At 43.8% G+C, this 24,389-nt stretch carries 15 protein-coding genes; 5 read left to right on the forward strand and 10 right to left on the reverse strand.

The annotated features are described in order from the left end of the window. Positions 1 to 131: 131 nt before the first annotated feature. Complete coding sequence (locus tag GVO60_RS01195) at positions 132 to 746, reverse strand: fumarylacetoacetate hydrolase family protein (RefSeq protein ID WP_159650741.1); 615 nt, start codon at positions 744 to 746, stop codon at positions 132 to 134. A gap of 391 nt (positions 747 to 1,137) precedes the next feature. Here GVO60_RS01195 and pulA point away from each other — a divergent pair, with 391 nt between their 5' ends. The 3 genes from pulA to GVO60_RS01210 all read left to right on the forward strand — a co-directional run bounded on the left by pulA (position 1,138) and on the right by GVO60_RS01210 (position 10,209). Then, entirely contained in the window at positions 1,138 to 5,496 is a 4,359-nt protein-coding gene (gene pulA / locus GVO60_RS01200; protein ID WP_159650743.1) for a pullulanase-type alpha-1,6-glucosidase, read from the forward strand. Between the two features lie 252 nt (positions 5,497 to 5,748). Continuing rightward, a complete protein-coding gene (locus GVO60_RS01205; RefSeq protein ID WP_159650745.1) occupies positions 5,749 to 7,197 on the forward strand; it encodes an endonuclease/exonuclease/phosphatase family protein in 1,449 nt (482 codons plus the stop codon). A 237-nt stretch (positions 7,198 to 7,434) separates the two neighbouring features. Then, the gene (locus GVO60_RS01210; RefSeq protein ID WP_159650747.1) at positions 7,435 to 10,209 is read left to right on the forward strand and encodes an amylo-alpha-1,6-glucosidase; all 2,775 of its coding nucleotides are present in this window, start codon (positions 7,435 to 7,437) and stop codon (positions 10,207 to 10,209) included. A gap of 77 nt (positions 10,210 to 10,286) precedes the next feature. Here GVO60_RS01210 and GVO60_RS01215 read toward each other — a convergent pair whose 3' ends face one another. Further along, positions 10,287 to 11,126 carry a MalM family protein gene (locus GVO60_RS01215; protein WP_159651410.1) on the reverse strand — a complete coding sequence of 280 codons (840 nt, stop codon included), beginning with the start codon at positions 11,124 to 11,126 and terminating at the stop codon, positions 10,287 to 10,289. Positions 11,127 to 11,207: 81 nt separating this feature from the next. Continuing rightward, positions 11,208 to 12,620 (reverse strand): carbohydrate porin, encoded by a 1,413-nt coding sequence (locus GVO60_RS01220; protein ID WP_159650749.1) that lies wholly within the window; start codon positions 12,618 to 12,620, stop codon positions 11,208 to 11,210. 442 nt (positions 12,621 to 13,062) lie between these two features. Here GVO60_RS01220 and glgX point away from each other — a divergent pair, with 442 nt between their 5' ends. Both glgX and GVO60_RS01230 read left to right on the forward strand, forming a co-directional pair. Then, positions 13,063 to 15,012, forward strand: a complete 1,950-nt coding sequence (glgX, locus tag GVO60_RS01225) for a glycogen debranching protein GlgX (protein WP_159650750.1) — start codon at positions 13,063 to 13,065, stop codon at positions 15,010 to 15,012. Between the two features lie 213 nt (positions 15,013 to 15,225). Beyond that, positions 15,226 to 16,929, forward strand: a complete 1,704-nt coding sequence (locus tag GVO60_RS01230) for a sensor domain-containing diguanylate cyclase (RefSeq protein ID WP_225874883.1) — start codon at positions 15,226 to 15,228, stop codon at positions 16,927 to 16,929. 72 nt (positions 16,930 to 17,001) lie between these two features. Here the strand turns inward: GVO60_RS01230 and GVO60_RS01235 are convergent, their stop codons facing one another. From GVO60_RS01235 to GVO60_RS01265, 7 genes are all read right to left on the reverse strand, one after another. Further along, positions 17,002 to 18,069: a YjhT family mutarotase gene (locus GVO60_RS01235; RefSeq protein ID WP_159650754.1), complete on the reverse strand. Its 1,068-nt coding sequence runs from the start codon at positions 18,067 to 18,069 to the stop codon at positions 17,002 to 17,004. Between the two features lie 14 nt (positions 18,070 to 18,083). Further along, positions 18,084 to 19,256, reverse strand: a complete 1,173-nt coding sequence (locus GVO60_RS01240) for an N-acetylneuraminate epimerase (RefSeq protein ID WP_159650756.1) — start codon at positions 19,254 to 19,256, stop codon at positions 18,084 to 18,086. Positions 19,257 to 19,473: 217 nt separating this feature from the next. Next, positions 19,474 to 20,310, reverse strand: coding sequence for a MurR/RpiR family transcriptional regulator (locus GVO60_RS01245; protein WP_159650758.1), 837 nt, complete (start codon positions 20,308 to 20,310; stop codon positions 19,474 to 19,476). Between the two features lie 130 nt (positions 20,311 to 20,440). Continuing rightward, complete coding sequence (locus GVO60_RS01250) at positions 20,441 to 21,334, reverse strand: dihydrodipicolinate synthase family protein (RefSeq protein WP_159650760.1); 894 nt, start codon at positions 21,332 to 21,334, stop codon at positions 20,441 to 20,443. A gap of 26 nt (positions 21,335 to 21,360) precedes the next feature. After that, positions 21,361 to 22,644 carry a sialic acid TRAP transporter large permease SiaM gene (siaM, locus tag GVO60_RS01255; protein ID WP_159650762.1) on the reverse strand — a complete coding sequence of 428 codons (1,284 nt, stop codon included), beginning with the start codon at positions 22,642 to 22,644 and terminating at the stop codon, positions 21,361 to 21,363. Positions 22,645 to 22,659: 15 nt separating this feature from the next. Beyond that, the gene (locus GVO60_RS01260) at positions 22,660 to 23,175 is read right to left on the reverse strand and encodes a TRAP transporter small permease (protein WP_159650764.1); all 516 of its coding nucleotides are present in this window, start codon (positions 23,173 to 23,175) and stop codon (positions 22,660 to 22,662) included. A gap of 55 nt (positions 23,176 to 23,230) precedes the next feature. Next, positions 23,231 to 24,196, reverse strand: a complete 966-nt coding sequence (locus GVO60_RS01265; protein ID WP_159650766.1) for a sialic acid TRAP transporter substrate-binding protein SiaP — start codon at positions 24,194 to 24,196, stop codon at positions 23,231 to 23,233. Positions 24,197 to 24,389: the final 193 nt, after the last annotated feature.

The following is a 24,389-nucleotide window of genomic DNA, read 5'->3' on the forward strand; positions in this document are numbered from 1 at the left end:
AAGCCCAATTGTGGTATTCCTCCTTGAGGAGGTTGATTGCAACAGCCCATAAATAAAAAACCTCTGACTATATGATAAATCAGAGGTTAAACGGTTCCCCTAGGGGAGAGTAAAGAAAATTCTGTCGCGATTTACTGCGCAACCCACTCGATTTCAATCAGAGTATTCTCTTTTGACTTAAGTCGAGCGAGAAAAACATCTCCTTGGTGCACCTCGCCAACGCCTTTCGGTGTTCCGGTCATCACCACATCTCCATCACACAAAGTCGTATAACTTTTTAGTTCATTAAGAATCGTTCTTGGTGAATAGATCATTTGGCTCACGTCGCCTTTCTGAACTCGGACACAGTTGATAAAAAGTTCAATCTCTAAACTATTAATGTCTAGGCCAGCAACAGGAATAAAACGGCTGAAAACCGCAGAACCATCGAATGCCTTTGCTCTTTCCCACGGAAGTCCCTTACCCTTAAGCTGAGATTGCAAGCCACGCTTGGTCAAATCTAACCCAAGCCCAACCGCTTGAAACTTCCCGTCTTTAACCAAAAAGCAGATTTCACCTTCATAGTGAAGCGGCTCTTGATGAAAAGCAGACAGCACAGAAGAGACTGAGGTCGAAGGTTTATTGAATACTACCATTTCATCAGGGATTGCATTGTTAAGCTCATGAATGTGTTCTAAATAATTACGGCCAATACATAGAACCTTAGTCGGACAAATACACTCATCACCGAGCTTGACTGAATACATACTATCTTCCCTGACAATTAGACATAAAGTGTCGATTCTAATCTAGTTTTTCTCTTGAGCAACTTCGTAGCTTTTCAATATAAGATCTATACCCCATATTTTTCTTAGCAAATTATTGGCTTCATCTAACTCACACTATTTAGGCTGAAAACAGACTGTTTGCTCCACCCTTTCACCAACAATATACGCCTCTCAAATACGCCTTTATCTATTTTGCTGTGATCTCGACTCCAAGCAATTGTTCGTTCTTGCCTACAAACTGTGATTTCCATATAAACCATCGATTAATTATTCAGCGAAATTAACTTTGCATATTCAACTCACATTAGGCAGATCGTCGCTCATTTTATGATTTCAGGCATTCAATAACGAATGTATGGAAACAATAATAATGAAAACCTTTACTCTGTCTCCGATGGCAAAAGCTATCATTCCAATACTGTCTGCCAGCATGCTGATAGCGTGTAACGACAGCAGCAATAGCGCAACCGATCCTGTCACTGATAATAGAGACGATAAGATTGTTGTCTCACCCACTGATATGCCAACAGAGCCAACGCTCGCAGCGAATGAAGTACTCGTCAGCTACATCGCTAAATCATCAGGGAATAGTGCCCGCTCGCTCACTCTGAATAGTGGTTGGAGTCTTACTTGTGGTGAAGATAGCTATGCTGCTAAAGGTGAAGATAAATTTGGTCCATACTGGGTATTACCAAAAACAAGTACACTAGGAAGCTGCTCTATTTCTCAAGGTGATACCGAAGTCGCCTCTGTCACATTGGATGCCACCAACACCCAAAATCTTGGCATCACCAGTGACGGAAAAGTCATTGAAGGCTCTCGCACCGACACTTATCTCACCAGCATTGGTATTGACCAATCAGGTACTGATGTAAAACTTAAAGAAGTCTCAGCACCTACCGAGCTTGCAAACCCATCTAGCGGCCATTTTGCTATTCAATTTTACGACCCACTAGGTGATTACCAAGAAGAAGGCGCTGATAAAAACGGCTACGGAAATTACAACTTGCACCTATGGAACAACGCAGACTGTAACGCGGGCGACCCTGATGGATTCAATGATGGTTGGGATGATGTTTCCATCGTACCTAGCGAGTCCGATGAATTTGGTCCGGTGTGGTACATCCCAGTGACGGACGATGCGACACAATGTTTCAATGTCATCATCCGCAATGGCAATAAAGATAAAGCGATCAACGCTGATTTAAAGGTAGATATTTCTGATATTGATAATAACCCATCGGTTACTTACATGCCGGGTAAGACACGTTCTTACGCAAGCCGAGTTGAGGCATTTAACCTAGATGGCCCATCAAGTGAATTCAGTATTGATACTGTTGGCGCGATTTTGCTTGATGACGAGACTCTAGTTTGGAATTCAGCGGCCAATGCCGATCTTGTTCAACTGATGTTCTCAGAAAATGGTCAATTCGATGTCGATGATAATGGCGTTGTAAGCGGATCTTCAATCAAACTTGAAGCAACGAAACTAAGCGAAGATCAAAAAGCGAAATTCCCTCACTTAGCCGACTACCCTGCATTTGAAATTCCTAACGTTGCATTAAACGAGCTTCTAAAATCTAGCCTGATAGCCCTTGCCTCTAACAATGTTCAAGGCGAAAACTACGGTGAACTGCGCGCATCAACTGCAATTCAATATGCTGGCGCACTGGATGCTATCTTTGCTGAAGAAGCGACAGAGCTAGAGTATGGCCCAATTTACGGTGACAACGGAGTTACATTCCGCCTATGGGCACCTACCGCGCAAGAAGTGAGCTTGGTTGTCTACAATGCGGATAAAACCGTAGCCGATACTCATAAATTAACAGAAGACAAAGAGTCAGGAAGTTGGAGTGCCGAGCTAGAAAAAGACGCGGTCGATGGCAAATTCTACCGTTACGCAATGAAGGTATTCCAGCCTCGCACACAGCAGGCGGAAGAGTATGAAGTGACCGACCCTTACTCAGTCAGCCTATCTATGAACTCAACGTACAGCCAAGCGATTGACTTAGAATCAGACGACCTAAAACCTGCGGGCTGGGATGCCGTTACCGCACCACACTCACAACTAGAAAGTGACGGTAGCCTTTCAGACATGGTGATCTACGAATCGCATGTTCGTGATTTCTCGGCGCTCGATCAAAGTACTCAAACTGAAAACCGCGGTAAATACCTCGCTTTCATAGAAAATGGCACCGCACCAGTGAATCACCTCAAAGAGCTCAGTGAAGCCGGGATGACTCACCTTCATTTGATGCCAGTATTTGATATCGCCACCATTAATGAAGATCCCACTCAAGTTGCCAATATCGACCAACCATTTAGCAAGCTATGTGAACTCAACACCGCCATCAAGTCAGATGCAGACTTCAATACATATTGTGACAGCGGTGACACCATTGCAGAGGTGTTCGCGAGCCTTGTCCCTAATGACAGCAAAGAGAATCCACTGGTTCAAGACCTCAATGATTACGTTCGCTCAGTTGATAGCTACAACTGGGGTTACGATCCATACCATTACACAGTGCCAGAGGGTTCATACGCGACCGATGCGGAAGGTAGCCAACGCATTTTGGAGTTCCGCCAAATGGTTCAATCGGTCAAAGAAGAGATCGGCATGAATGTCGTCGTCGATGTGGTCTACAACCACACCAACGCTTCTGGGTTGAACGATAAATCGGTGCTCGACAAAGTCGTTCCACTTTACTATCACCGCTTGGTTCCAGATACAGGAAATGTCGAAACCTCTACCTGCTGTGAGAATACGGCGCCAGAAAACGCGATGTTTGCCAAGCTGATTGATGATTCCGTAAAAACATGGGTTGAAGCATACAAAATCGATGCATTCCGTTGGGATCTGATGGGCCACCACCCTCTCGCACAGATTCAAGCAACGCTTTCTGCCGCTCGTGAAGCCAATCCAGAAGTCTACTTCTATGGTGAAGGTTGGAACTTTGGTGAAGTTGAAAACAACAAACGCTTTGTCCAAGCAACACAACCAAACCTAGGTGGTACCGGAATCGGATCATTCTCGGATCGTCTACGCGATGCCGTTCGAGGCGGTAGCCCATTTGATAGTGGTGACGCTCTTCGTAAAACACAAGGTTTCGCGACGGGTGCAGCGGTAATGCCAAATGAAATGAATCGCGAATCCGATGGCGGCGTGAACGAAGCCGAAATGGCACGTGCGTTAGAGCAAGCAGATCTCACTCGCCTAGGTATGGCAGGTAACTTGAAGAAATTCAAACTGATCGATTACAAAGGCACTACTCTGCTGGGTGAAGACGTGGACTACAACGGTCAACGCGCTGGCTATGCAGAGCAACCGTGGGAAATTCAAAACTACGTCTCCAAGCACGATAACCAAACGTTCTGGGATATCAATATGTACAAGGTGCCTGAAGAGGCCAGCTCAGAAGTACGTATGAAGATGCAAACGGTCGGCATTGCAACCGTGTTGCTTGGTCAAGCGATGCCTTTCAACCACATGGGCGGCGAGCTACTGCGCTCTAAATCAATGCAGCGCGACTCGTATGACTATGGTGATTGGTACAATGTGGTCGACTTTACCCGTCAATCGCACAACTGGAATAAAGGCTTACCAACAAAAGACAAAGACTTTAGCAACTACGACCAGATTACTCGCGCAGTAGCAGACGTAAACTCGCAAGCAACTCTGACTGATGTCGATGCCATGTTTGAGTACTACAAGGAGATGTTGACCTTACGTAAATCAACGCCATTAATGACTCTACCAAGCGCTCAAGAGATCATTAACCGTGTCGACTTCCGTAATACGGGTAAACAGCAAACTCCGGGCTTGATCGTCATGACGATCGATAATGGCTCAACGCAAACCACTGACCTTGATGAGAAGCTAGATTCTGTCGTGGTGATCATTAACGCGAGTCCAAATGCACAAACCGTTGGCGGATTCTTTGATCATCAAAGTAAGGAAATCGACCTAGCAGGCTTTGAACTTGGGCATTCATCTGACGGCGTTGCCAATGGTGCAACCTTCGCGAATGGTCAATTCAACGTACCTGCGTGGGGTGTCGCTGTGTTTACTCAAGCAAGAGGAGCAGAGCGTGGTCTAGGTTTGCCGGTTAGCGAAAAAGCATCGGACTTACCTCCGTTCAAGACGGTTCGCGTTGCTGGTGAATTTAACGGTTGGAGCCACGACACTAAAGCGGTTTACGCCAACGAAGGTTTGTACACAGCTCAGATCGGTTTAGCTAAAGCAACCGCGTACAAGTTCACCGCTGGCAACTGGGAGACCACTTGGGGCTGTGGCGATGATAACTCAGAAAACTGTGTCGCTGATTTCTCTGAACTTGGAATGTACGAACTAACGCTGGATGCCTCTGATTCAGACAATCCAGTTGTTCTCGCATCAAAGTTAAAAGAAAGCTATGTTGATAAAGAGTGGTACATCCCTGGAACAATCTCAGGCGCTTGGGGCCATGGCAATGCACAGAAGATGACAGCGTTAGAAAACCATACCTTTAGCTTTGAAACACCTGAGCTAGCGGCACAAGAGTCTTTCGAATTTAAACTCACGTGTGGCGATTGGGGTAAGTGCGAGCATGGCGCGAATGATGTTGTTCAAGCAGAAAGCTCACTGCCAATCACTGGCGAAAGCAATATCACTTTCACACCAACGGAAACAGCCGTGTATACCGTGACGTTTGATATTCTATCTAAGCAGGTCAGCATCGCGAAAAAATAGTTGTTCGACATATCAATAGTAACTAACTGGGAAGCTTCGGCTTCCCTTTTTATTATTTCGTTTAATAGCACCTAAAAATGAATAGCTAACCTTAGCTCCAACAAAGCTCCCTAAAAAACGTGGATAGATATCACAGTTAAATAAAATAGTAGCCAGTAGTTACATAATATATGTGACTCACATCATTAACAGTTATGTATGATATACCATAAAATTCCCCCTCCCTATATTAACCACTTAAGAATGCTAATTATGAAAATCTTTAAAACCTCTCTTGCATTAGCTGTTTCTGCAACTCTATTAATGGGATGTAACGAAGAAACGGTAAATAACTACCTACCAGCAGAACCAACAAACCCACCAGCGCCAGTCCCAACTCCAACACCTGTTGATCGCGAAGGTCGCATTGCAGTATTTAATCTATCTTTTGACCGATACACGTATGAAGACTTAGTTGCTGAAATGAAGCTAACAAAGATTCAACAAGATGAATTAATTGCTGGTTGGAAAAACGGCAGCCTTAGTGAGGAAGACAACGCAACGGCTCTCAAAGTGATCCAAATTCGAAACGTTGCCGCAATCATTCAAACAGAACGACCAGCAGCCCTTATGATGGCTGAATTCAATAACGACGGTACGGGCACAAACAACGACGCGCTGATTGGCTTTCGTCTAAACTATCTAGCCGTCCCACAGAACTCAAATAGCATTGATAATGATGGCGCTAAACTAGAACCGATTGCATTTAACTACTTTGCTAACTACGGCACTAATACTGGTCTTCTGAACGAGTTTAATTTTGACTTAGATAACAATGGTATCCCTGGCCAATTGCCTGGCGATGCCTGGGGCTTTGGCAACTATCATGGCCAATACGCATTTGCATTAATGTCTCAATATGAAATCGACCATGCAAATACTCGCACTTTCCAAAAATTCAAATGGAAGGATCTTGATGGATCAGAAATGCCTACGATCACAATCTGTGATGACCCTAGCAAGATTCCTGATGGTATGAATTGTGGGGATGACTGGTACACGGCAGCTGAATGGAATGAAGTTCGACTATCTTCAAAAAACCATGTTGATGCTCCTATCATTGTACCGAAAGCTGACGGCACAACAGAGACCATTCACTTACTAATGTCTCACCCAACGCCACCTATCTTTGATACAGGTAAAAATCGAGTCCAGAATGCTGACGAAATCAACTTCTGGGTACAATACATAACAGGTACATTTTCTACCGTATTTACCGATGATTCGGGTAACACTGGCAGTCTGGCTGCCGATGCTAAGTTCGTTGTACTTGGTGACTTGAACGCAGATCCAGTGAAAGGCGATGGCGATTTAAGCGCGATTAATGCGTTAATGGATCATGATGATGTGAACCGTTTAGCGACTTTCGGTCCTCTGGCTCCAGCTAGTAATGGCGGTCCAGAGTGTCTTGCATTGGGTGAATGCCGCGCATCGAATTGGGATACACCTTACCCAAATCTAGTTACTAGCACGAGCGGTTTACGTTTAGATCACGTTATTCCATCAGCAAAGCTAACTATCTCTGAGACTGGCGTATTCTGGCCAGCCACATTCGAAAATGGCCGCTTGCTGGTTAATGATGAGCGTGTAGGCAACTACGGTAACGGCAAGGATATCTCATCTGATCATCGATTAGTTTGGATTAAAGCTGAAATAAACTAATCTGCCACCCTACCTAACTTTGACCCAGCACTTTTCCGTGCTGGTTTTTTATTAACTTCAAAAACAACGCTGTGATATAGAAATAATCTATATCGAGAAAGGGTAAATCAATTTCCCACACCTTTTCGATAAACATAAAATTTGTCTCAAACTCACTGATGTTGAAACCGCCATAGTGCTCCTTAGTTTCTGGCTAACTTCAGCTCATGTATCGCATTATCAACGAGACAATTACCCATGCAACAAAGACCCACTTTGTATCTTAAAGGTACCTTTAATGGTTGGGGTTTAGACACTCCGTTTAACCAAATAACGCCACAACTCTATAAAGCTGATGTGGTTTTTTCCGCCGACAATCATCAGTTTAAAATTGCTGATATGGATGGCACAGAGCAATGGACACTATCAGGCGACCCAACACTTCCAACCAAAATGGAGCTGGTGCAATCCATCTCACTAATCTCTACTCAAGGTATTGGCAATGATTTGCTGTTCTCGCCAGCATCAACAGGACGCTTCTCACTTAAACTGGACTTGTCTAATCCAGCTCCAATTCTGACTATTCAGCGTGGCGGAAAAAACAACCAAGACAAGTCAAATAGAGCTCTTACCCACTTTTCACTCAACAACCAAGAAGAACCTCAGAACGAACCATCCCTCCCAGCTTGGGCGCTTAACCCTGAACTGCTATTTGAACAATTGGCCATCGAGAGCAATCAATCTTTTCCTTTTGTATTTGGTGACAATGTCGATGGCTATTACGAGGGTCGTACCCATTGCTTTGTATCAGCAGGACGCTACCGACATCACCAAGGGTGGTATCTGGGTGGCTTTGGATCGTTTGTAGATGGGAAGCTCAATGACAAGTGTCAGGCTAGTAATGCTCGCCTACTGCCATACGGTGTTGAGCATCAATACTCGGCCAGCAGTGACTGTTTCACCTTAATCCAGAAGCAGCGTTTAGCGTGTCTGTCAGTATCTAGTGAACAAGAGGGCCAGCTCTCAATTCTTCCTGAACTCAATCTAGCTATTGATGATTGTCAAATAGAGCAGCACCAGGATGTTGTTGTAATAACGATTAACCCTGAGCTTTGCCCAGACGGTGCGCCAAAATACATTGCTATCAGTGCCAATCAGCCCGTGATAGTGGAAGAAGTCGAGTCAGCGCAATATCCTGATATCGAAGATAAAATGTTCATCGGAACGAACAATTGCAAGTTAATGATCAGCTCTGCAAATGCAACGCACAATTTGACAGTTTACTTAAGTTTTGAACATGAAAAGGAGCCAGCAATAGCTGCAGCAAAAGCGGCTTCAGAAAAGAATGCCAAGAACACATATCAACAAGCGATTTATCAGTTCCTGACTAAAAACTACTTGTGGACCAACGACATCGAATATAACCGAGCGGTAATGTGGGCGCGATTAGCTAGCCGCGTATTCGTTAGCCACGAGTTTGGTACCGGTATATGGGCAGGATTGCCGTGGTTTAAAGACTGTTGGGGACGCGACACTTTTATTGCTCTTTCTGGAACAAGTCTAATCAATGGCGAGTTCGCCGAATCTAAAGCGATCATTGAAAACTTTGCCTCGATGCAGATGCAAGACGAAACGTCCGTCAATTTTGGCCGTATCCCTAATCGCGTGACCAGTAAAACCAATATCATCTACAACACCACTGATGGCACACCTTGGATGATCAGAGAGATCCTTGAATACATCAATTACAGTGGTGATATGGCGTTTGGCAAAGCTATCTACCCAGTTGTTCAGCGTTTTATTTCGGGAGTAGAGAAACACTACCTCGATGACGATGGACTCATCAAACATCGTCACCCAGACACTTGGATGGACGCTAAAATCAATGGCCAGACGCCTTGGTCACCACGTGGACCAAAAGCCAATGATATTCAAGCACTATGGTTTGAAAGCCTACAAGTGGCTCTACAGCTGGCTAAGCTCAATCAGGATAAGGCTTACTTAGCTTTGATTCAGAATAAGATCGATAAAGTGAAAAGCGCCTTTTCCAACAAATTCTGGGATAGCAAACGCTCTCGAATGGCAGATCGTCTAGAAAGCCAAGACCAACCTGACTACAGTATTCGCCCTAATCAATTGCTTACCCTCACGATTCCACAAGGAGAGCAACTTGTTGATCCAATGATTGGGCAATACATCATCAAGCAGAGCGTCGAGAATTTACTCTTTCCGTGGGGCATTTGTTCACTTGATCAGAACCATGTGGATTTTCACCCTTATCATGATAATCGTCCGGAATACCATAAAGACGCGGCCTATCATAACGGCACAATATGGGGTTGGAACTCAGGCTTTACTGTCTCTGCGCTCGCTCAGTTTGGAAAGCAAGAGCTTGCTTATCAGCTGTCTAAAAACTTGGCCGACCAAATACTCAACCAAGGCCATCGTGGCACCATGAGTGAAAATCTAGACGCCTTCCAAAGCGATATGGACTGTTTAGTTGAAACAGGCACTTATGCTCAAGCTTGGTCAGTTTCAGAGTTCGCAAGAAACGCTCAGCAGGACTACTTAGGATTTAAACCAAAACTTAGTCTAGGACAGATCCTGCTTAAGCCTCGTTTGCCCTCTTCATGGCACACCACCACCGCTCAGCTACCTTTTGGTGAAAACAATGCGCTTATTGTGTCAATCAGCCGTACCGGAGACTCACACCAGTATGAGATAACTCCCCAGTATCCGGCACCAGAGATAACTGTTCTGTTCACTCACTTCGCGCGCGCACAAGCGTTAGATATTGAATTTGACCTAAGTAAGCCGATCACCTTAACTTTGGATGATTGGAATACAGACTATACAGTGAGTCGCTCAGTCTTGAACTCAACTCATCGTCCCGTCAAAGAATACCCAGAACTCCGTCAATTAGACTTTGCGACACCTAATTTGCACAAAGCCTTTGCAGCGCTGAACACCTATGACTTCCTACTTAAGAAACGTGAAAAAGAAAAACTAGATATAGACAAGGACAAGATCTAAAACCATCTAGAGCAAAGCAAAAGAGCGCCAAAATCAGGCGCTCTTTTTCTATCTTCAGCTAATAAATTCTTGATACTTTATTTAGCATTAACCGCTTTAACAAATACTTCTTGAGCACCCTTAATATTCAGCGCCTTCGCTTCATCTAGCAGACTAAGTGCTTTGGGAATATCACCAGAAGCAACGGCGGTTTCAATCGCGGTAAAGTAGTAACTTTGTGTATCTGGCTGAACTTGAATAGCGGGTTTCTTATCAACGACCTCAGCCTTAGGAGAAACTTGTTCTTTGTAGCTTGCCAACGAGAGTGTTTTTAACTCAAGCTCTAGCTTTCCAAAATGATCATACACGTAGCGAGGATCCGTCACCATTGGCATTGCCTCACCCAATTCCTTGGCTCTTACTTTTGCAGGGTGATCAATCTGGATAGAATTACCAAGTGAGCTCTCGGGTGTGTAAATGATGAAATACGGTGTTTTCTTGGCATCAAGTAAAAAGTTCAGTTGGTACTGACTCCGAGTAAACGCATCCGCTGTTTTAACATCAAATTTCTCAACACTTGTTTGATTTACAATATTGAAATTACTATCAAGCGTAAGCAATTTCGGTGCAAACACAGAGCCATTGCTCATAATGCTGCTCAATTTAATTTGAACTCGGCCAGAGCGTTCAGAAAGCTTAAATGCATTGAAGTAGCTGTTACCATCAGAAAAATGTCCTATCGGAGAAGACTCATCAATTTGAAAGTCGAGCTCTTCATTCGTCGATAGTTTTATCCAGGGAAACTCAGAATAAGTGGTGCAGCACACTTCCGAATAAGGAATTGGTTGAATCGTCGTTTTTTCTACAGGAGACGTAGATGCGCAAGCAGTTAACGCCATACCCAAAACTAAAGCAATGATAGATTTATTATTGTTCATCATTTTATCTCAATGTGATTAATACATGGGAAGCATAAGCGCAAAAAGGCAGCCTCTTGGCTGCCTTGTACGATAGCTGATTTAGAACCAGATTTCAGTATGAACACCGATTACTGTTTCAGCTTTGCCATCTTTAATGCCGATTTGACTAGCGCTCGCTTCATCATCCGCAGAAATGTAGCTTACGTAAGGTTTGATTTGTGGGCGACCGAAGTAATCTGCATTTACAGTAAATGCTGCCGCAAGCTCTAAGTTAATAATATCACTTTCAACAGCATCACCTGTACGACCACCCCAGTAACCTTCTTCGGCTTCTTCATGACCGAACGATGCTGTTGCTTCAAGGCGTAGATTGTCATTCACTTTATAAGATGGGCGAACGGCTGCGATGTAACGCTTCAGGTCTTTTGCACCGAATAGTTCATCTAGTGCAGCAAAATAAGTGAATTCAGAACCCATTTGCCAGTTGTCAGAAATATTTAATACACCGTAAGAAGTGATGAAGATAGATTCTGCATTTTCATTGCCGTTTGACCAACCACCAAAGTTAACGCCACGGTTTTGAGCAACACCCTTACCGTAAGCAATCGCATTTTGAGTCCAGCCGTCAAGACCATAGTAGCTAGTGTTTAGAGTAACAGCCGCACCAAAACCGCTGTCAGAATCGCTATCTTTATTTGCCTGCTTCATGTACTTCGCATCGAAGTCTAAACTACCAAAACCAACATCAACGCCGTAGTAATATAGATCAATTGACGAAAGCGTAGTGCGCTCATCCGCACCATTCTTCACAACCTTACACTTGTTAGGGTCATTAGAAATCGTACCGTCATCTTGCTTACAATCAAGAGCGTAAGAATCCGCAGCGCCAGCATCCGGATCTGCAGTTACATAAGCAATACCTGCTGTATTTCCTGCTAGTTTAGTTTGTAGACCAGCGCCTACACCTGAAGATTGCTTCCAGAACTCACCTGATAACAGACCCGCAGCACGGTTTAAAAAGCGTTGACCACCCCAAATCGAAGTATCTTCACCTAGGTAAGACAAGCCACCAATTTCAACAAACGTTTCTTTTACTTCAAACTGAGCTGTTGTGTTATCTTTTTGACTACCAGATGACGTATAAGCATATGAGTTGCCGTTACCATATTCAGAGCGCACAACAAAGTCAGACCACACACCGTTGGCATGCTCTGTGTGTTTCTTAATTACAAACTCAACTTGGTTAGTACTCTTACCGTGAGTACCGGCTGTTTTGTAATCTGGTTTACCAAATTCTGTATCGACCGACTCACCATCAACCATACGGAAATTCATAGATGCATAACCATGGACTTCCCAACCATCAGAAAGAACTTCTGTTGGGTTTGCTACTTCCACTTCCATTGCGGAATCACCAGACGTTACATCCAAAGCAACTTCTGACTCAGCCGCAACTGAGCCAGCAAAAAGGGCAGAAGCCACTGCAGCAGCGATTACACTTACTTTTTTCATTTTTAACTCCATTTAGGGTTTTTATTCTTATATCTATCTTTTTACAGTTCCTGAAAGGCAGAACAGGCAATAAAAAGAGAGGTAAGATAGAACTTGGCTTTACGCCTTGCTCTCATTCGTTTCAACTGCTGACAGATTACATAGGGAGTAGGAAACCGACTTCATCCAGATAAAATTAATTTTGGGGGGATGAGAAAGGAGGAGAAAAATAACCGCATGATATATTAGTGCACTAAATCACACATTCTAGGAGGAGTAGGCAACGAACTAGTCACAATCATCAGATCAAAACGCGAAACTGCTCACTCTTTTACTGAAATTTGAAATAATTTTGAAATAAAATTACATATACAATTTTTATCCAAGGCGCTTGACCAAACTTCAACAAAACTATTTACTAAACGACAAGCGATAAAGAACACAATATTAAAAAGAAGTGACCATGCAGAGCTCTCAGCCATACCCTTTAGGCGCGACTCCAAATAAAGATGGATGTAATTTTTCTATCTATGCACCAGATGCAAAAAATATTCAGTTAGCCTTATTTGATGACAACGGAGAATTCACCACTCATTCACTTGATGGCGAATACGCTGGAATTAAATTCACCTTTATTCCCAATATTTGTGCTGGTACTCACTATGCCTACATAGTCGAATCTAAAGGTAAGTCTCACCTCATTTCCGACCCTTATGCCAAAGCCATTGCCAAACCACTCACCTATACATTGCCATTTAGCTCAGAAAAAAGTTTTGAACTTGCGCGCTGTGTCGTTGTGGATGATAACTTTGATTGGCAGGGGGTCACACAACCTAAAAGACCAAGAGAAGAGATGGTTCTGTTTGAAACACACGTCAAAGGTGTGTCGAAACTCAACCCAAATGTTGCTCCGGAAACACAAGGCCGCTATTTAGGGCTCGTGAGTGATGCGATGTTGGCCTTCTATAAAGAACAGAATATCAACACGCTGCAGCTGTTACCTGTCGCAGCCTGTATGCACGAACCTCATCTTCTGAAGATGGAGAAGGTCAATTACTGGGGATACAACCCATACCTCTTCATGGTGCCAGATCCGCGCTATGCTGAATCCGACGCCGTAAACGAGCTGAAAACCGCGATTCGTGAACTGCACCGAAATGGCATCGAAGTCATTTTGGATGTAGTGTATAACCACACTGCAGAGGGTGGTGGTGATGGGCCTGTTTTCAATTTGAAAACCCTAGATAAACGCTACTACATTAAACACGGTGAGCACTACGCTAACTATACTGGCTGCGGAAATACGGTTGACCTATCCTACCAACCTAGTTTGAATCTAGTGATGGATACCTTACGTTACTGGGTCACAGAATATAAGATCGATGGCTTCCGATTCGATTTGGCAGCAACGTTAGGCCGCAATGGTGATAACTTCAGCCCGGAGGCTGGTTTCTTTAAAGCCGTCGCTCAAGATCCTGTACTGCGTGAAGTTAAACTCATTGCTGAACCTTGGGATATTGGCCCTAACGGCTACCAAGTCGGCAACTTCCCATTTGGCTGGAACGAGTGTAACGACCGTCTACGTGATATTACGCGCAGCTTCTGGCGTGGTGACCAAGGTTTCCTTAAAGAGTTTGCTACTCGTATTATGGGATCGCGAGATCTATATAGTGCAGCGAATTGGCCATATAAGCTAACCATTAATTATATTACCTACCATGATGGTTTCTGCATGCAGGATCTGGTTTCCTACAAGCAAAAACACAATGAGGCCAACGGTGAACACAACCGAGATGGCCATGGCGATAATCGCTCTGACAACTATGGGTTTGAAGGTGAAACAGAAAATCTAACCATTGTAGAAAAACGCGAAAAGCAGAAGCGTAACTTTATGGCAAGTCTGCTGTTTGCCTTTGGTATTCCACATATTCTTACAGCCGATGTTCTCTCTCACACTCAAAAAGGGAATAACAACGCGTACTGCCAAGACAACAATCTAAGTTGGCTAGATTGGCATATTGATTCTCGCAAACAAGATTTCAAAACTTGGCTAGCGGATATGATCAGCGCAAGACAGACCTATATGGTTCCATTCATTCGCGCTTTCAGTGGAGAGAACCGCAATCAAAACCGAATTTTCTGGCGCAGGCTCGATGGCAGCTATATGGAGCACGATGATTGGAATCGCTTGAGCTCTGTAGCGCTTCACCTTGGCATAGGTGAACAGGGAGAAGAACTTTTTTACTGCATCAATCAAACCAATGCCCCTGCGAGATTTACGCTTCCGACAAGTAGCAAAACAAATTGGACCATGATTTGTAATACCGACTCCCATGAGTTGCACCAGACCATCGATCACAAACAAGTGTTGGTTGCCCCAACCTCAATTGCTATCTTCCACGCAAAAATATAATCAAATTAAAGCGACATGGTGACATGTCGCTCATTTCTCAAACAAAACCGATTCATACGCTGGATTAATATGCATTGATGTGCTTTGCAATTGCGTTTAGTATACCGGACATAATTACTATATCCCCTTATATACATCAGTTGGCACATAATGGCGTTACCAAAAATACTTATACGAACGCTGAGACCGTATATCATACTATTGGCTATAGCCATGATATACGCCGCTTTTCAGCAACTCGAGAAATCAGAAAAAATAGCGTATCAACAATCTTTCGCTAACCTAAAAACCGCGTCAGACCTTATCTCCTCTCAAGTGGAAGCCGCGACCAGTAAGCTATACCTTTTAGATGATGCACATTCACTTCTAGATTTCGACAATACCGCAAAAAAAATTCTCGACTTTTCTCCCGCATATAGCGATATCATCACCGTCAACCATGAGACTCATCAGTATCGCTCAATGTTGCTCAATCCTATTCGAGCTGAACAGAGTCTTGATATCATCTGGAGTCCGCTCAATAGCATGGCCCCACAGTTCAGCGTATCGTCAATCTACGAAAAACTGCCAAACCAATGGGTGTTTGCCGTTCGATACATCCAAGAAAACTTAAACGAAATCTGGATTGAATTTGATCTCAAGTACACAACCCAACGCTTACGTGGCCTAAAAACATTAGAACATGGCTATGTATTTGTTGTTGATAGCACAACAGGGCGCTTAGTATTCCATCCCGACCCAAAACGTATTGGCTCACCATCTGTCAGCTACCATGCTGGTATTAGTGAAAAGATCAGTAATGGCTTACGTTTTGGTAAACATGAGTACTACTACAAGGGGCAATTTAAAGTCTCTGTATTTGATAATGACAACCCATACAATTGGGTCTTTATTTCTGGAACAGACCGCTCAGATATCCTTGCTAGCACATACCAATTCTCTCTGACGGCGATAGTCATTGCTTCCTTATTACTATTGGCAATGGTCTTCAATTACGTCACCTATCAGCTCAATAAGTCTCTTGCGGAATTAAATAGCAAAGATGAACTGGCGGACTTTAAACATAATCTACGTGCCATCTTAGATCGTTTCTGCCATCACAAAGGGATTCAACTCTGTTTTTACGATGCCGATTACGGCCATTTCACGACAATTGATTACCACGGCAACAGCCAAATAATTTTAAAAGACAAAGCGCTCGCAACACGCTTTTCACCAAGTTCTTTGAGCTACACCGGCAAGCGCTATGCCGATCCATTGGCTAAAAAACTGCACGTCAATTCTCGTCACTACACGATTCCTTTGTTTGACAAAGATAGTTTGATTGCTGTGATTTATATGAAAGCCAATTTTCCAACCTATCGCAGTATTCTAAGAATGATTCGCGATTATTCAGAAGTTGCCTTGTCAAACTTGTTGCTGCATAAAAAGCTTCGTAGCAAAGATGTCATGACGCATCTCGACAACAAACTCACTATACGTGAAAAAATCGACTCTCAACTAGGAAGAGATGGCGTCTACTTAGCCATACTTGATATTGACCACTTCAAGCGAATCAACGACACGTGCGGGCACGAATGTGGTGACCAAGTGATCTTACATACAGCAGAATTGATGAAAACATGTTTCCCTAAACCAGGAGCCATGAGCCTTGCACGATATGGCGGTGAGGAGTTCTGTGTATTGTTTAAAGCTAATGATGAAAACGACGCTTATGAGCAATGCGAGTTATTTAGACAGATGGTGGAACAAGCAACCGTCGACTATGAAGAGTATTCAGTTCAGTACACGGTGAGTGTTGGCATAACTTCAGCTCAAGACAGCCAACACATTACCATTGGCCGTGCAGATAAAGCCTTGTATCAAGCCAAAGGGCTTGGTAGAAACCAAGTGGTGCTCAATACATTTAAAGCTTAAAAAGAAAGGGAAGTGAGTCGTCACTTCCCTTTTCACATCATGATTGCACCAACCAACTATAGGGGAAGATGATTATTGCCAATCCATTAAATAACAAGCTTGTTGCGCGTTTCCTGTCGAATCTTCACCTCCTAGTAAATAGATACTCTGTCCATTTGAAATTGCGACACCATAAGCTAGCCCAGTAGATAGCCTTCCTGCATGGTGCCAACGTTTGCCATCGAATCGCCAAACATTATCATTGTAATGTTTAGTCAATCCTTTATGGCTATACCACTGCCCTTTCTTCGCGTTATTTTGACTACCAATGAAATAGGTGCCTCCTGCCGCAAACAACTGCCCTTGATTGCGAGTAATATAACCGCCCGCTAACCCTTCATGATCGGGATATTCGTCAACAATTGCAGGAAGAGCTGAGCTCTCGACTTGAGACTCGGTTGGGAAGACAAACTGCTTGGTTTCCAAACTTCTCAACCCTGGCTTCACTTCACCTTCTACCAAGGTAATCGTATTCCCTTGTTTAACGAGTCCAGCACCGCAATTCGCAGCAAAGGGATTGATGGATAATAATCTCCATCGACCAGTTTCAACATTCAATTGCCAAATCCCAGAATTCCAACCATAAGCTTTAGGGGGCCGAGACATAAACTCCGTCAATATTGACTGTTGGCGATCCGGCTCTTTCACATTTTCGATTTTAGATAGCTGAGCAAATAATGTATCAAACGTCTCTTTGCAGTACCCACCCAAAAAGACCAACTTTCCTGGAGATAGTTCGAACCCTGACGCACCAAGCAGCCCAATGGGCAATGAAGTCCCCACTTGATGCCATTGATTACTTGGGGCATCAAAATAGTAGCCGTCAGTTAAGACACTCAAGTGACCATCGCCTTTCACAATACCTGCACCTGAAAACACATAGAGCCGATCTTGAGTTGCGATTGAAACTGCGTCATTTCGTGCAACCCCAGGAAACTGTGCCGCTTCTTGCCATTCCAACTCTGGCTGGTTGAGATCATAAAAAAATAGGCGCTTCCCTGCGCTCCCTAAACCAACGTAAAGGCGGCGACCAACCAATCCCCCTACCCCGTTTTTAACCCCTATGGGCAACTCTGCAATTGGCGTAAAGTGCAACGACATTCTTTAGACCCTCTTTAATCTTCAATACCAACCTTGCTGCCATCCCAAGCGAGTAAATACACTTTGTTACTCGCACTGCGGTCACTCTTTTCTCCACCAGCAATGAGCACACCATCATTCGTAGAGAAAGAGGCGCCATACGCCAATCCTTCGGGCAGATCATTCACTTGTTTCCATAACCCTTCTTTTTGTACATAGATTTCGGGGTTGAACGCTTTGCCAAAACCATTGTGTGCAAACATATTGCCACGTTCAAAAGCGGCCTTTGCTCCATGGAAATTAGCACCACCTGCAACGATCAACACACCATTGCTTTCACCAGCATAAGCGCCGGCAACCCCTTCTTGGACAAGAGATTGTTTAGGTGCAGGCAAGGCATGTTGACTTTGCCAGGGCTGTTCAGCACCAAATTGATACTGCTTTACTTCTGCTGTTCGCAGCCCAGGTTTAATCTCACCGCTGATCAATATAGCTCTCTTCCCATCCGCAACTAGCGCACTACCACAATTTGGCAAATAAGGTGATTCTCCTAAGTCGCGCCACTTTCCAGTTGTCGGCTGATAGCTCAACACACTTCGGTTCCACTTGTAGTCGAGAGGCTTCATACCCATGTAATCATCAACAATCTTTTGCCACGTTTCTGGCTGTGATTTCTTATCCGTTGTCATCACATCCGATAGGTATCGATCAAAATAGTCTTTGTTGTATCCCCCAAAAAAGAGCACTTGTTGGCCATCAGGCGAATAAGAAGCCGCACCCAGTAAACCAACAGGCGCACTGGTATTCGCAAGAGTCCACGTATTTTCACTGATGTCATAACGATAAACAGTATTAAATAGAATTGGCGACGCATCTGATGGCTTCACCTTTCCTGAGCCACCAAATATATAGATTTCATCGCCAATAACAGAAGCAGTTGCTCCACTACGTACAGGTCCCGCGAAATCAGCTTTTACCTGCCAACCACTTTTAAGATCTTTCAGGTCAAGCATATAAAAAGCTTTGCCAGCCGAACCTAAGCCAACGAAGATTTTGTCACCGACTTGAGCACCAATACCACTTTTCACACCTACGGGTAGGTCGGGCCATTGACCCACTGTAGAGGTATTCGAAGCCAAAGCATTCGCACTCAACACCACAGAAACAGCAAGCAAAGGTGTATGAATTAGGTTTTTATTTATTTTCATTGTTTTGATTTCCTTATCGGTCACCGACCAACGACTATAAAGCCGGCGTAGATGATCATAATTGCCATCATTATTGTTTAAGTTTCATACTAATTATTGATCAATGAAAAAATATTTCTTTGATCAACTTAACAATAAAAATAATTTTCACCAAGTAGACAATAAAAAGCCCGCCATATTGACGAGCTTCTATAATATTTTTATATCAATTAGATAGTTAGCTGTTCATTAATGGTAACACGACTTCCGCAGTTTCCATCACTGACTCAGTGTATTCTGGGTAGCTATCCAACAGCGAGTTCACCAAAGCATCGACTAACAACAGGGCACCAACCTTGGAAGCGAAAGCTCCGCCAGTTAATGGCCCTTCAGGTCGCGCTGCTACTAACAATTCGGTTGAAATTGCTGTGAGTGGGCTGTGGCTAATGTTAGTTAATGAAACGACGGGCGTCCCTCGCTTATGCGCAAGTGAGGCCGCGTGAATCACTTCTTTTGTCGAACCCGAACTTGATACTGAGAACCATAAATCCCCTTTGCAGCTGCGACCTGCACTCATAGCCGCTAAATGAGTATCTTCATACATGATCGCCTTCTTGCCAATCCGTACTAAACGATACGCCAAATAACGACCAACAATGCTTGAAGCACCCACACCAACACAACCAATAAATGATGCGTTATGGACCAACTCGCAAATTCGTGCCAAGGATTTTCTGTCAATCAATTTAGCGGTATCTTGCAAGCTATCAACTGCACTTTGAGCAGAGACATCACAAATATCTCCCGCCACTTTAGGTTGGTTTTGACTTGCAGTTTGGCTGAGATCAACCGCTAGTGCCATCCTAAAATCAGAATAGCCTTTGTAACCCATGTCTCGACATAAGCGTACGACAGTGGCTTCACTTGTCTGAGTGTTTCGAGCTAAATCCGTAATGGTTTGGAATTGCACATCATGAGCATTCTCTAGGATGTAATCGGCAACCAATCTTAATTTTTTACTCAGGGGCTCGATATTTGAACGTAATCGAACCAATAGATTTTTAGGCGAACTCACTGCGGCCTCTTTAGGTTTATATGGCTAAGGTAAAAGTATCAAAGACCTGTCAGTAATGACACTCCATCTATAATATTTATTCTTAAAAAGCTTAAGTTAAAGGGAGTTATTAACTCCCTTACTGCTAGCTTTAACTAATAAAATCCGCGTCACGCATCTTCGCCAACACATCGGCTTTCTGGTTTGCGGTTAAAGAACGTATCGGCTGACGAGGATCACCCGCGTCAATACCGTGCAACTGCATGGCAACTTTACCTGCTGCTACACCACCGTATTCCACCAATACTCGGATAATAGCGATGACTTTATCCATCAACGCAGCAACCTCATCATGTTTACCTTGATTGAATGCTTCGATGATCTCTAAATAAAGCGGTGCAGCGTAGTTGTATGTACTGCCTACTGCCCCAACAGCACCAACAGCTAAACCCGCAGGTAAGAATTCATCTACACCAAATGGGATATCAAACTTTCCGCCAGAGACTCGTATACAACGTTGGTACTCATATAGATCTACATTGTTGAACTTAGCCCCAGAAAGGTTCGGGATACGTTGCTCACCTTTAATTAGGAACTGTTCAAGATCTAGGTTCACGCCCGACATTCCAGAATGGTAGTAATAAAAGCCTTTCGAAGGGGCAGCAGCAGCAACTTGAGCACAGTACTCGACTAGGTCATCCACACTTCCCGGCTTGAAGAAGCAAGGGCCAATTGCCGACGTCGCCAGAATGTCTAGAGTTTCTGCATGTTCAGTAAGATTGATGGTATCAACAATACTTAAAGCGCCCGTATGAAGAATTAAGTCCAGCTTGCCATCCGCCGCCTTAACCCAACGCTCTGCAATCGCTTTACGCTCTTCAGCAGAGCAGTGAATACCTTCACCCGTAGTGCCACAAACATAAGCGCCTTTAACACCCTGAGAGATCAAAAGCTGCGCGATGTCATCAATCACCGCAAGATTCACTTTATTGTTTGCATCAAACGGTGTGTGCGGAGCAGCAATAAGACCAGTTAACTTTTTCATTTTAAATACCTTTTATAATAATTTTTCTACTGTCCATAGCCCAAGAAAAGTTCAGGAAGCAACAGCGTAAATTGTGGGAACACGGCAACGAGAGCAAGCACGATAAACAACGGCACAAGCAATGGGATAACGCCTCGGGTTAAGACATGGAAAGGAATATCACCAACGCGAGAGACCACATAGAGCGCCATGCCCATAGGCGGAGTTAATATGCCAATCATTAAGTTGAGAATAGCCATGACACCAAAGTGAACCGGGTCAATGCCGACCGCTGCCGCGACAGGAACTAAGAACGGGACCAATAGTAGAAGCAGAGCCAAAGATTCAATAAAAGTGCCCAAAAATAGCAGCAGTAAGTTAATCAGCAACAAGAGTACTAGTGGGTTTTCACTGATGGTTAAGAAGTAATCCGCTAGCATTTGAGGCAGTTGCTCACGTGCAACGATCCAACCAAACACGGTAACACCCATTACCATCAGGGCAACCACAGCCGTGGTATTTACCGTCTCTTTAAGAATGTCGACAAAACCACTTAGCGTTAACTGTTTATAAACAACAGTACCCAAGAACAATGCGTATAAAGATGAAACAACCGCCGCTTCTGTCGGAGTAAATTTGCCAGAGAAGATACCGCCAATGATGATCACCGGAGTAAGCAACGACAAGAAGGCTTCTTTGAACGATTTGAACTGCTCACCACGAGTGGCTCGTGGCAACGTCATATAGCCACGCTTCTTACAAATAAAGTAGCTCATCGTCATGAGTGCAGCGCAACATAGCAAGCCTGGAATAGCACCTGCTAAGAATAAAGCACCGATGGACGTATTTGAAACAACACCATAGATAACCAAAGGAACAGAAGGGGGAACCAATGGTCCTATAATACAAGATGCTGCCGTCAAGCCACCGGCAAAATCGTCGTGATACTTAGCATCACGCATGGATTTGATTTCCAATTGGCCAAGGCCGCCAGCATCTGCTAACGCTGACCCAGACATACCAGAAAAAAGTAAACTCGCCATAATATTTACGTGGCCAAGACTGCCCGTGATATGACCAACCATAGATTTAGCAAAATTGAAAATTCTCTCTGTTATGCCTGCACTATTCATCAAGTGACCAGTCAAAACAAAAAAGGGAACCGCTAACAAAGTAAAGTTGTCTATCCCACCCAGCATCTGCTGAGCAGCAAAGTTGATTCCGGTACTGTTGGTAACAACTAAAAACACCAAAGCAACGAATATAAGTGAAAAGCCGACAGGCATACCTGCAAACAGTAGCCCTAGCCAGCCAAAAATTGAACCCGCCATAAAGAATCCCTACCTCTATACCGTCTGAGAACCCGATGCCGACGCACCAGCTCTACAGTTAAACAATTGCTTGGATAGACCAAACATCTTTTCTAGCTGCCTAAACACCATGAACACGCCACCAATCGGCAAGCTGTAGTTCATCCAACTACTCGAAACACCTAAGGTAATGAGTTCAAAAAAAGCGGTGCGTTGAACATGTTGATAGCCGAGGAAAATAATGGCAAAGATAGAAACTAAAACAGCAAGCTCTAAAGAGAGTACGAGTCCAAGACGGACCTTCTCTGGCAATTTATCGGAGAAAAAAGTAATGTTGACATGTGTACCGCGTTTAATCGCAATCGCACAACCAATCAACGACATATACATAAACAGAACTCTAGCGAGCTCTTCACTCCAAAGGGAAGGATCGTTTAATAACCAGCGCGTTCCTATTTGCCAAGTCAGCACAACAAGCAGCCCGGCCATCAAAGGTACGGTGATGATCTCTTCAATATTATCAATGATCTTTCTTAACATCTTAAGCTCCATGGCTGACCAACTTGGCCAGCCTGAATTATTGAAATCAGCCTAATGGCTCATCTCACTACATTGCTGCTAGCTTTTTAACCACAGGTTCACCGATTTTTTCTTCAAACTCAGCGTACAATGGCTGCATAGCTTCTCGGAACGGAGCAAGATCCGGATAAGTGACATTCACCCCTTCTTTTTCAAAAAACGAAACAAGCTCTGCTTCTTGCTTTTTCACTGACGCTGTATGTGCCGCACCCGCTTTAGCCACCGCTTTACTAACGATATCTTTCTCAGCATCAGAGAGTTTTTGCCAAGTCGGCTCAGAGATAATCACCATTTGGTCATTCACAATATGGTTTGTCATCGCTAAGTTGGCCTGAACTTCATAAAACTTCATTGTTTTAATAGTTGGCAACGGGTTTTCTTGGCCATCAACGGCGTTTGTTTGCAATGCTAGATAAACTTCAGAGAACGCCATTGGTGTTGGAGATGCGCCAGAAAGTTTTGCGTAATTCAAGTTTGGTTTTGCATTTGGAACACGTAGCTTAAGACCTTTGAAATCTTCAATCTTAGCGAGAGGACGGTTAGAAGTGGTTTCACGTGTACCGTTATACCAAGTATCTAGAGCACGCCAATTGAACTTAGTTAACATTTCTTGGCGAATACCTTGACCAAACTCAGAGTCAAACATACGGCGTAGATGTTCGTAGTCACGAGCGACATAAGGCAGAGTGACAGCTTCAGCGCGCGGGATCCATAACCCCATGCGGCCAAACTCTGCATAAGTAATATCAAGATCACCAAGGCTTAGCTGTTGTAGCATCGCACGGTCATCACCAAGCTGAGCACTTGGGTACAGCGCTAACTTCAGCTCACCATTACTCATTTCTTCAATCGTATCAGCCAGTAATTTGGCAGACGTGTACTCGACAGAACCGACAGACGCCTGCATCCCCATTTTCAGTGTCGTTTCAGCCTGTACAGAAAGTGCACACCCAAGCGTCAGCATCGCGATAGTAATTTTGTTGATGGCTTTCATATTATTCCCTTTTATTCGATTTTTACCTTGTTTCACCAATTTCAAAAAAAACTTTTATTTTGTTTGAAAAAAATCTTCGTTATGGATTATTATTGCGGTGAAGATTATTTTCAAACCAACTTTTTACAAAATGTGATCGCGGACAAAAATTCGCCACCGTTATCAATTGGCAGACTGATTAGACGAATTGTGA

It is taken from the genome of Vibrio atypicus (assembly GCF_009811315.1).
Taxonomy (GTDB): Bacteria; Pseudomonadota; Gammaproteobacteria; order Enterobacterales; family Vibrionaceae; genus Vibrio; species Vibrio atypicus.